Source organism: Clostridium gallinarum (genome assembly GCF_014836325.1).
Lineage (GTDB): Bacteria > Bacillota > Clostridia > Clostridiales > Clostridiaceae > Clostridium > Clostridium gallinarum.
In genome coordinates this window covers 1-10251 of record NZ_JACSQZ010000083.1, presented here as the reverse complement: position 1 = coordinate 10251, position 10251 = coordinate 1, and the positions used below count along the sequence as shown (strand labels likewise).

At 27.6% G+C, this 10251-nt stretch carries 10 protein-coding genes; 8 read left to right on the top strand and 2 right to left on the bottom strand.

The window, feature by feature from the left end:
- The first annotated feature begins 283 nt into the window (after nucleotides 1–283).
- From H9660_RS15005 to sigF, 4 genes are all read left to right on the top strand, one after another.
- Nucleotides 284–2587 carry an AAA family ATPase gene (locus H9660_RS15005; RefSeq protein ID WP_191751190.1) on the top strand — a complete coding sequence of 768 codons (2304 nt, stop codon included), beginning with the start codon at nucleotides 284–286 and terminating at the stop codon, nucleotides 2585–2587.
- Nucleotides 2588–2836: 249 nt separating this feature from the next.
- Nucleotides 2837–3172: an anti-sigma F factor antagonist gene (gene spoIIAA / locus H9660_RS15000; RefSeq protein ID WP_191751189.1), complete on the top strand. Its 336-nt coding sequence runs from the start codon at nucleotides 2837–2839 to the stop codon at nucleotides 3170–3172.
- Nucleotides 3173–3185: 13 nt separating this feature from the next.
- Nucleotides 3186–3617, top strand: a complete 432-nt coding sequence (spoIIAB, locus tag H9660_RS14995; RefSeq protein WP_191751188.1) for an anti-sigma F factor — start codon at nucleotides 3186–3188, stop codon at nucleotides 3615–3617.
- Nucleotides 3618–3626: 9 nt separating this feature from the next.
- Nucleotides 3627–4382: an RNA polymerase sporulation sigma factor SigF gene (sigF, locus tag H9660_RS14990; RefSeq protein ID WP_191751187.1), complete on the top strand. Its 756-nt coding sequence runs from the start codon at nucleotides 3627–3629 to the stop codon at nucleotides 4380–4382.
- A 211-nt stretch (nucleotides 4383–4593) separates the two neighbouring features.
- On the opposite strand, the gene H9660_RS14985 is transcribed toward sigF, so the two are convergent.
- Both H9660_RS14985 and H9660_RS14980 read right to left on the bottom strand, forming a co-directional pair.
- Nucleotides 4594–5505 carry an IS3 family transposase gene (locus H9660_RS14985; RefSeq protein WP_341479607.1) on the bottom strand — a complete coding sequence of 304 codons (912 nt, stop codon included), beginning with the start codon at nucleotides 5503–5505 and terminating at the stop codon, nucleotides 4594–4596.
- A gap of 29 nt (nucleotides 5506–5534) precedes the next feature.
- Nucleotides 5535–5831 carry a transposase gene (locus H9660_RS14980; protein ID WP_191751186.1) on the bottom strand — a complete coding sequence of 99 codons (297 nt, stop codon included), beginning with the start codon at nucleotides 5829–5831 and terminating at the stop codon, nucleotides 5535–5537.
- A gap of 210 nt (nucleotides 5832–6041) precedes the next feature.
- Here H9660_RS14980 and spoVAC point away from each other — a divergent pair, with 210 nt between their 5' ends.
- From spoVAC to H9660_RS14960, 4 genes are all read left to right on the top strand, one after another.
- Complete coding sequence (spoVAC, locus tag H9660_RS14975; protein ID WP_191751185.1) at nucleotides 6042–6512, top strand: stage V sporulation protein AC; 471 nt, start codon at nucleotides 6042–6044, stop codon at nucleotides 6510–6512.
- Nucleotides 6513–6526: 14 nt separating this feature from the next.
- Entirely contained in the window at nucleotides 6527–7555 is a 1029-nt protein-coding gene (gene spoVAD, locus H9660_RS14970; protein ID WP_191751184.1) for a stage V sporulation protein AD, read from the top strand.
- 15 nt (nucleotides 7556–7570) lie between these two features.
- Complete coding sequence (spoVAE, locus tag H9660_RS14965) at nucleotides 7571–7927, top strand: stage V sporulation protein AE (protein WP_191751183.1); 357 nt, start codon at nucleotides 7571–7573, stop codon at nucleotides 7925–7927.
- Nucleotides 7928–8048: 121 nt separating this feature from the next.
- A partial coding sequence (locus tag H9660_RS14960; RefSeq protein WP_191751182.1) for a cation-transporting P-type ATPase occupies nucleotides 8049–10251 on the top strand: 2203 nt, incomplete at its 3' end.

The window sequence follows — 10251 nt, the reverse complement described above, 5'->3', positions numbered from 1 at the left end:
TAAACTTTTAAAGTTTGGGATTTATTTTTTTGCAAAAAAGGAGCTGTGCACTAATTCTTTAGTGCGACAGCCCCTTTCTTTTTGTATAAAGGATATATCTTACTAAAGGGCCAATAGAATTACTTAATAAGCAATTTTATATAATTAAATATATTATAGAAAGTAATTTATTTTAAATTTTAATCCCTAAACTGATAATAATAGAATATCTATATATAAACATCTAAAAAAGGGGGGAACTGCTTCTTTAAAATTGCAAAAGCGATTAGAAGGTAGGTAAGATATGAGAAAAGAATTAACTTCACAAGAAGTGAAATTTAACTTTAATTTTAAGAAAAATGATAAAAAGGGTACTGTAACTATGATACCTGAAATAGATGGTGAATATGAAAAAATAAGAAGAGCACTTAATATAAATAAAGAAGGCTATAATATTTATTTAATAGATTCATTTTCAAAGGAGAAATTGAAAAAACTTCAAGCTTATATACAGGAGCAGTATAAAAATTTAGAACCTCCAAAGGATATTTGTTATGTAGTTTTAGAAGATTGTAAGAGTCCAGAATATTTATTTGTATCTAATGGAAATGGAAATAAGCTAAAAGAAATAGTAGAAGAGCTGAGAAATAATTATATAGAATTAGTAGAAGAATTTTACAATTCTTCTACAGAAGATGAAAAGGACGAACTAATAGAGGAAATACAAACTAAAAGAAATTCTTATATTGGTGAATTAATGGATATTGCAAAAAAAGAAAATTTTGAAGTAAAGGTAACAAGTAAGGGGTTTGCTTTTATACCTTTAATAAATGGTAAGACAATAAGTGAAAAAGAATATGACACTTTAGATAATAAGAAGAAGGAATTAATAGTTGCAAAAGCTACAATTCTAAAGAAAAAAGCAGAAGTTGTTTTAAGTAAAATTAAGGATATTGAAGTAAACTCTATAACAAAACTAAAAGAAATTTATAGTGATTTTTTAACAAAAGAAATGGAATTTTATAAAGATGAAGTGTTGTTTGAGTTTTTAGATGACGATAATGCCTATGAGTATTTAGAAAAGTTATTTGTTTTAATAGAAAAAGATATTGTTGAGTGTTATACAATGGACATAGAGGATGATGAAGAGAAAATTTATGATATTATTAATAAATATAATATGCATGTTTTGGTAGATAATAGTTATACTAATAATCCACCTGTAATATATGAGGAAGATCCTAGTGTTAATAATTTAATAGGTTTTTTAGAACATGAAAATCATAATGGAGTATACAAAACAGATATATCATTAATAAATTCTGGTTCAATATTAAAAGCTAATGAGGGATGTCTTATTATAAGAATGAATTCTTTAGCTACTAATGGGTATGCATATCATTATTTAAAGAAAGTTTTAATGAGTAACAAATTAACTTATGATGCATCTAAAGCTTATCTAGATATAATATCAATTAATACCTTAAAACCAGAGCCAATACCAATAAATATTAAAGTTATTTTAATTGGTGATATGGAAACTTACGATACATTATATAATTTAGACGAAGATTTTAAAAAATTATTTCCATTAAGAGCTGAATTTTATCCAATAGTAGATGTAAATAAGGATGTTGAATCTTATGTTAATAGAGCTATTGATAATAAAATAAAAGAAGATAAATTATTACAAATAACCGATGAAGGTAAAAATGAAATAATAAAATATTTATCAAGGAGTGCAAGTAGAAGAACAAAAATAAATGTAGATACTATTGAAATAGATAAGATAATGATATTGGCTAATGATAATGCTAAGAATAGAGTTTCTCCTGTTATTGAAGGATTAGATGTAAGAAAAATAGCCTATTCTAAAGAAAGAATAGAAGAAGAATACGATAAGCTATATGAAGAAAATAAGATATTATTATCAGTAGAAGGAGAAAAGATTGGAGTAATTAATGGATTATCAGTTTTAGATACTGGATATCATTCGTTTGGAAAACCAGTAAGAATTACTTGTACCACTCATAAGGGAACTGGAAAAATAATAGATATTCATAAAGAGAGTAGGCTAAGTGGAAAAATTCATGAAAAGTCTATAAATATTCTTAAAGGATTAATAAGTAGTCTTTTGGGCTGCTATGAAGATATTCCTGTAGATTTTTATTTAAACTTTGAACAATCCTATGGAATTATAGATGGAGACAGTGCATCAGTAGCAGAAGTTATATGTATGTTATCTGCTTTATCTAGAAGGCCTATAAAACAAAATATATCAGTAACTGGATCAATTAATCAACTCGGAGAAGTTCAAGCTATAGGAGGAGTAAATGAAAAAATAGAAGGTTACTTTAAAGTTTGTGAGTTTATTGATTCCTATAAAAATAAGGGGGTATTAATTCCTTCTTCTAATAAAGATGAACTGATTTTAATGCCAGAAGTAGAGTTAGCAATTGAAGAAGGAGAGTTCCATATATATATTATGGATACTCTAGATGATGCAATAGAAACATTAATATTAAATGATAATGAAACTGTTGATGACTTTTATGAAAGCCTAAAAGAAGAAATAGAAAAATATAAAAGTAAAAACAAAGAAAAATAAAAAATGGGCTGTCGATAGGCAGCTCATTTAAAAATTTCCTTCCTTTAGTTTGCAAAGAGATAAACATTGTATGACAGCGACTTGGAGCGCATGCGACGGAGCAAGGAATATAATGTTTATCTCTTTTTTTATTATTTATGAATATTTATATTTGACTAAGAATAAACTAATATGTTAAAATTATGGAAAAAGAAGGAAAAAGTTAATGGGGAGGTGAATCTCTAAAGCAAATGCTTTAGGGTAATTTGTATGTATCTAAAATTTGATAAGAGAGATGACAAGCTAATAGTAAGTCTTATAGGGGAACTAGATCATCATAGTGCTGAAGAAGTTAGAGTTAAGATAGATGATAGGATAGATAGAGATAACATAAAAAAAGTTATATTAAATTTCAGTGGAGTAACCTTTATGGACAGTTCTGGAATAGGTGTAGTTATAGGAAGATATAAAAAGATTCAAAATAGAAGTGGGAAATTATGTGTTAGTGATATAAATAGAACAGTTAATAAGGTTTTTGAAATTTCTGGTATGTATAAGATAATAGATGTTTATAGAAATATTGATGAAGCCATAGTGAATATTTAATGGAGGGTTTAAAATGGTTGATAATAAAATTAGTATTGAATTAATGAGCAAATCACAAAATGAAGGTTTTGCAAGAGTAGCAGTTGCTGCTTTTGTTTCTCAATTAGACCCAACGGTTGAAGAGTTAACAGATGTAAAAACAGCAGTTTCAGAAGCTGTAACAAATTCTATAATACATGGTTATGAAAACAAAAAAGAGGGTATAATCAAAATAGAGGCAAGTATAAGTGGAGATGAAATAACAATTATTATTGAAGATAACGGAAAAGGAATACAGGATGTTAAACAAGCGATGGAACCATTATATACTTCTAAACCTGAATTAGAAAGATCAGGAATGGGATTTACAGTTATGGAAACTTTCATGGATAGTTTAGAGGTTAATAGTGAAGATGGGAAAGGTACAAAAGTTGTTATGAAAAAGAAATTTAATACAGTAAGTTAGGTGAAGCAGATGGAAAATGGAAGTATTAGAAAAGAGGTGTATAATTACGAAGAAAATTCACAATTAATACCTCTAGCCAAGGCTGGAAGCCAAGAAGCTATGAATAAAGTTATTGAAATGAATTTACCTCTTGTATCATCCATTAGTAAAAAGTTTCTAAATAGAGGTTATGACTACGAAGATATCTTTCAAATAGGATCTATTGGCTTAGTAAAAGCTATAAATAATTTTGATGACAAATTTAATGTTAAATTCTCAACTTATGCAGTGCCAATGATAATCGGAGAAATTAAAAGATTTATTAGAGATGATGGGATTATCAAAGTTAGCAGAAATGTTAAAAGTTTAGCTAGAAAAATACATTTTGATAGAGAAAAGTTAACTAAAGATTTGGGGAGAGAACCAACAATTGAAGAATTATCTAAATATTCTGGCGTTGAAAAAGAAGAAATATTATTTGCTATAGAATCATCAGTAAATATGCAATATCTTTATGATACAATTCATCAAGATGATGGAGCTCCTGTTTTACTTATAGATAAACTAAGTGAAAAAGGCGAAGATGACAGTGAAATGATTAATAGAATTGCATTAAAAGAAGCATTAAGAAGCTTAGATAGTAAATCAAGGCAAATAATAGTACTTAGATACTTTAAAGATAAAACTCAAGTTCAAGTAGCTAAGTTACTTGGTATTAGTCAAGTGCAAGTTTCGCGAATAGAGAAAAAAGTATTAGGATTAATGAAGGAAAAATTAAAGGATTAAAATTAATTTTTCTTATAAAAATTTTTAAATATGCATTTTAAAAACTCCTTAGGGAGTTTTTATTTTTTTATTAAGAATGAAGAATTAAAAATGAAAAATTTAGGATGTTTTGCACAGCAAAACTTAAATTTAATTAATAAAAAGTATTTTTATTTAAAAATCCAAAGGATTTTTTTCATTAATTCTCGGATTGGCCCCCTCAAACGGGACCTTATACACTGATTACTAGCTTATTCTTAAAATTACAGTTTTTTAGATTATAGAATTCTTCTGGAGTTCTATAATCTATTGCTGAATGAACTCGTCTAGTATTATATCCATTAACATATCTTTCAATGACATCGTCAGCTTCTTCAAAAGTTAAAAACATCTTTCCTGTAAGACATTCATCTTGAAGATACCTATGATATGATTCAATATGTGCATTATAATTTGGGCTACGCACCGGTATTCTTTCATGAATTATTTTTTCCTTAATACATAGTTCTTCAAATTTATGAGCTATAAACTGAGAACCATTGTCTGTTCTAAGCGTAAGCCCGTTTACGCACCCTTTAATTTTTCTATTATACAAAGCCATTATTGTAACTCTTTTAGCCGCCGAAGTATCAGCAGATAAACTAAAATCATAAGCTATAACGCTTCTATCAAAAACATCTATAATAGATGTTAGATATGCAACTTCTCTTGTTCCTGCAATAAATATATATTTAGTATCCATTTCCCATAATTGATTTGAATTAGAAACCTTATGATTCTTACATATTCTCTTATATTTTCGAACTCTTTCAGTGCGTTCTTTTAATACACCCATAGCATTCATTAATCTATATACTTTTTTCTTATTTATAATTAATGAGTATTTTCGATTAAGCACTGAGGTTATTTTCTTGTAACCGTAATGCCTTCCAAATTCATCAGCTCTAATTTCACTAATATACTTTTGGATTACTACATCATTAACTTTTTGATTTTTATTATTATAACTATAACCAGGTATATATGAGTGATTATTAAATTTTGTTTGTTTTTCTTGGCACTGACACTTCTTTTTTCGGTAATAAGTAGACTTTTTTAATCCAAGTATTCTCAGAATACTTTTTACCGGAGCTCCGCAGGAAATCCACTCTTGTGCATATTCATAGTAATCAGTTATTTCTTTTTTTTTAACAAATCTCTCAATACTGCTATCTCAAGATCTTTTTCTTTATTTTCTTCAATTGCCTGTAAATAAGCTTTTTTATAATCCTTTATGATTTCTTTTTCTTTACAATCTTTTGGTTTTATAGTTTGATGATAACGTCTATAGTTACCTTTCCAATTAGATAATTGTTGCGGGTTTATATTATATTTTGAAGCAACAAGCGAATTACTTCCACATTCTAAAGCTTCTAATACAATAGCAACTCTTTCTTCTTCAGTAAACTTCCTTATAAATCTTGTACTCATTTATGTCCCCCTCAATTAAGTTATTTTTATTATAATTACATTGAGTGTAATAGTCCAACATTCTGAGGGGGCCTATGAGCTATGAGTTCTTCATTCTTAATTTTTAATTTTTCATTGTAAAAAATGTTCGCATTTTTTACATAAAGTTCCGGTGTTAAATTTTCAAAATGTGGAACAATAAAGGTATAAATAATAGGAAGGAGTAATGTTATGTCTAAAAAGAAAGGAATTACTGAAAAACAAATATTCAAGAAATTTCAAAGCATTACAGAGGCTACAAATCCTAAACCTAGAATTGCTAGAAATTGTGGAAGAGCCTTTATTGTAGGTGGAGCAATATGTACAATAGGACAATTTTTTCAAGAAATATTAATTAATTATGGATTTCCAGAAGATGAAGTAAAAATGATATTACCTATAATAATGATATTTTTAGGAGCTTTATTAACAGGTGTTGGTATATATGATAAGATTGCATCTTATGGAGGTGCAGGAACTGTAGTACCAATAACAGGGTTTTCAAATGCAATAGTTGCACCAGCAATAGAATTTAAGAAAGAAGGATTTGTGTTTGGTGTTGCAGCTAAGATGTTTACTATAGCAGGACCAGTTTTGGTTTATGGAATTGGAAGTTCAGTAATAATAGGAATAATATATTATTTTATAAAATTATTATTTTAGAGAGGTGAGGTTGTATGAATAATAATATAAAATTAAAAAAAATTGGGAAGCAAACAGTTAAATTAGATAATCCACCTAAAATTATAGCGGCATATTCTATAGTAGGCCCAAAAGAAGGGGAAGGTCCACTTGGGAGTTACTTTGATGAAATATTAAATGATGATTTGTTTGGGAAGGAGAGTTTTGAAAAAGCAGAAAGTGAAATGCTTTATACGGCAATAACAGCGGCAATAAATAGAGGAAAATTAAAGGAAGAGGATATAGATTATTTATTTGCAGGAGATTTATTAAACCAATTAACATCATCGTCATTTGCAGCAAGAGAATTAAATATACCGTTTTTTGGTTTGTACGGGGCGTGTTCAACTATGTCAGAATCTTTAAGTATTGCTTCTATGATGATAGATGGAGGCTTTGCAAATTATGTTGTTGCAGCTACATCTTCTCATTTTAGTGCAGCAGAGAGGCAATTTAGATTTCCGTTAGAATATGGTTCTCAAAGAAGTCCATTAGCTCAATGGACAGTGACAGGAGCTGGTGCTATGTTACTTGGTAAAGAAGGTAATTTCCCCGAGGTTACACATGTTACAACTGGAGTTGTTAAGGATTATGGAGTAAAGGATGCTAATAATATGGGTGCAGCAATGGCGCCGGCTGCAGTTGATACTATATCTATGCATTTTAAAGATACAGGAAGAACTCCAGATTATTATGATGTAATAGTAACAGGAGATTTAGGGAAGGTAGGAAAAGAAATAACAGGAAAATTATTGTTGGAATATGGATATGATATTAGATCAAATTATTATGATTGTGGTGATATGATATTTGATGATAGTATTCAAAATACAGATTCTGGTGGCAGTGGATGTGGATGTTCAGCAGTTGTATCAACAGGACATTTTTATAAAAAGATGATTAGAAAAGAAATTAGAAGTATGTTATTAATATCAACTGGAGCATTAATGAGCACAACATCTTCATTGCAAGGAGAAAGTATTCCAGGTATTGCTCATGCTGTTGCAATTGAATTTAAGGATTAGAATGGAGGTTTTATAATGGTTTATATAAGTGCATTTATTGTAGGAGGAATTATTTGCGTAATAGGTCAGATACTTATGGACACAACTAAATTAACTCCTGCTAGAATTCTGGTTATTTTCGTAACTATAGGTGCTATTTTAGGTGCTTTTGGATTATATGATAAAATTGTTGAAATTGGGGGTGCAGGAGCAAGTGTGCCTCTTCCTGGTTTTGGAAACTCTTTAGCTAAGGGAGCGATTAAAGCGGTTGAAGAAAAAGGATTAATTGGTGCTTTTACTGGAGGAATAACAGGAACAGCAGCAGGAATAACAGCAGCTATTTTCTTTGGATATTTAATGGCATTAATTTTCAATCCAAAAACAAAATCTTAAATATGTAGAAAATATTAGAAATAATGCTTTAAAAAAGCATCTTAACAATTTATACTATAATTGCTAGGATGCTTTATTTTAATCTGCCTTTTATAGAAATATTTAAGGTGGTGGAGGTTATATGAAAAAATATTATACAAGTTTTTGGGGTAAAGTAGTAGAAGATTTAAATAGTGATATTCATAAAGGGCTTTCTGAAGAGGAATGTAATTTAAGAAGAGCTGAAGAAAATAATAAAATTGAGCTACCTTACTCTAAGGGATTTATAAAGCTCTTATTGGGAGTTTTAGGGCAAAGATACATCTATGTATATTCAATGTTTGTTATCTTATTTTTAATTAATAAATTTTATTTTATGGGAATAGTTTTTTGTTTATTATTAATTATAAATATATTTATAAAATTAAAAAATGAAATACATAAAGATAAGGAAATTGAAATTTTACAAAATTTAAATACATCTCAGGTTTTAGTTTTGAGAGATGGGATTGAAAAGTTAGTTGAAGCAGAAAATTTAGTTAAAGGAGATATAGTTTATTTTAGAAAAAATTCTATAATAGCAGCAGATATTAGAATTGTAGAGAGTGAAAATCTCAAGGTAGATGAAAGAGGTATAACTGGAGAGAATTTTATTAAAGAAAAAGATTCTATAAAAATAGATGAGGAAGTTTCTACAATCAGTGAAATTTCTAATATGATTTTTAGAGGAACAATAATAAAAGAGGGCTCTGGAAAAGGAATAGTAGTAGAAGTTGGAAGAAAAACTCAACTTGGAAAGTTAGTAAATATTATAAGCAATACAAATATTAAAAAAGATACTGTTATTAAAAGTTTAGAAGGAAATTTGTTTAAAATTATAGTATGTTTGATTTTATTACATACTATTTTAATACTATTTTTTCCTGGGAAATTATTAGGGAAAGTAGAGCTTTTTTCTCAAGGAATATTTGCAATAGGAAGTATAGCATTTTCATTTATAATAATAAGCTATGGGAAATATTATAAGAAATACTTATTAAATGTAGATGGAATAGAGTTAAATAATTTTTCGGCTTTATCTACAATTAGAGATGCAAAAATATTCTTTTTAGAAAAATTAGGAAATATATCTAAGGAAAAATTATATGTAGACAAGCTATATACAAATGAGCAGATATATTTATCTAATAAGGTTGACGTTAGAGAAATTAATATAAAAAGACTTATAGATATAGCTATTTTGTGTAACAATTGTAAATATAGTAGTGATAATAACTTTATAAAAGGAGATATTTATGAAGTGGCTTATGTAAAGTTTGGATTAGATAATACTATTTATAAAGGAACTTTAGATAATGCAAATAGAAGAAGATTTCAACTTATGAACTCTTCAAGTGGTGAAATGATAACAACTTTAAATAAAAACAAAAAAGGTTATAGAGCTAATTCAAGAGGAAAGTTAGATAAGATACTAGAATGTTGTACACATATTTTAATTAATGGAATAGAAAGAGAATTGACCTCAGAAGATATTATAAAAATTAAACTTGCAGATCTAAATTTTGCTAAAGAAGGATTATTAACGGAAGCTTTTGCGTATAGAAGTTTTAATTATGAACCAACTAAATATGAAAATATAGAAAGTAATTTGGTTTTTGTTGGAATTATTGCATTAGAAAATCCTTTTATAGATGATGTTGTAGATGATATTAATAGTATTATGTCAGAGGGAATACTGCCTATAATATTTACAGATGAGAATAAAATATCAGCTGAGTTTTTTGGGAAAAAGTTAGGGGTAATAACTGAAGTAGATCAAATTGTATCAGGAGCTGAACTTGAAACCTTAAATGATAAAGATATATTAAAAGTAGTATCTAAAGCTAGGATTTATTGTAAGGTAAATCCCGAGATTAAGAATAAAATAATCTCCTTATATAATGAAGATGGTTATGGATTTATTGCAGAAGGAGAAACTTTAACAGATTTATCTATAGTTAGTTTAGCTAAACTTGGTATAGTTAAAGGGAAGATATCATTACTTTTAAGGAAAATAGGAGATATATTTATTGATAAAAGCAGTATAAAAGCATTTTTTGATATTAAAAATAGATCCTCAGAAATGAATGAAAGTATAAATAGAGGACTTGCTATATATTCAACAATTATGGTATCGGAAATATTACTTTTGAATTTTCAATACTTTTTTAATCAAGGAATATTAGATAAAGAGTATTATATTCTATTAATGAATTTATTTTTTTTATGTCCAATAATATTATTAAATACAATTTACGGAAAATATAAATATAATGATAAAAGAGCAATATTAAGAGGTATTTTAT

Bases quoted from the DNA above. Each gene is read 5' to 3' on its own strand.
- spoIIAA (WP_191751189.1), top strand. From the start codon at position 2,837: ATGTATCTAAAATTTGATAAGAGAGATGACAAGCTAATAGTAAGTCTT.
- H9660_RS15005 (WP_191751190.1), top strand. From the start codon at position 284: ATGAGAAAAGAATTAACTTCACAAGAAGTGAAATTTAACTTTAATTTT.
- spoVAC (WP_191751185.1), top strand. From the start codon at position 6,042: ATGTCTAAAAAGAAAGGAATTACTGAAAAACAAATATTCAAGAAATTT.
- spoVAD (WP_191751184.1), top strand. From the start codon at position 6,527: ATGAATAATAATATAAAATTAAAAAAAATTGGGAAGCAAACAGTTAAA.
- sigF (WP_191751187.1), top strand. From the start codon at position 3,627: ATGGAAAATGGAAGTATTAGAAAAGAGGTGTATAATTACGAAGAAAAT.
- spoVAE (WP_191751183.1), top strand. From the start codon at position 7,571: ATGGTTTATATAAGTGCATTTATTGTAGGAGGAATTATTTGCGTAATA.
- H9660_RS14980 (WP_191751186.1), bottom strand. From the start codon at position 5,831: ATGAGTACAAGATTTATAAGGAAGTTTACTGAAGAAGAAAGAGTTGCT.
- spoIIAB (WP_191751188.1), top strand. From the start codon at position 3,186: ATGGTTGATAATAAAATTAGTATTGAATTAATGAGCAAATCACAAAAT.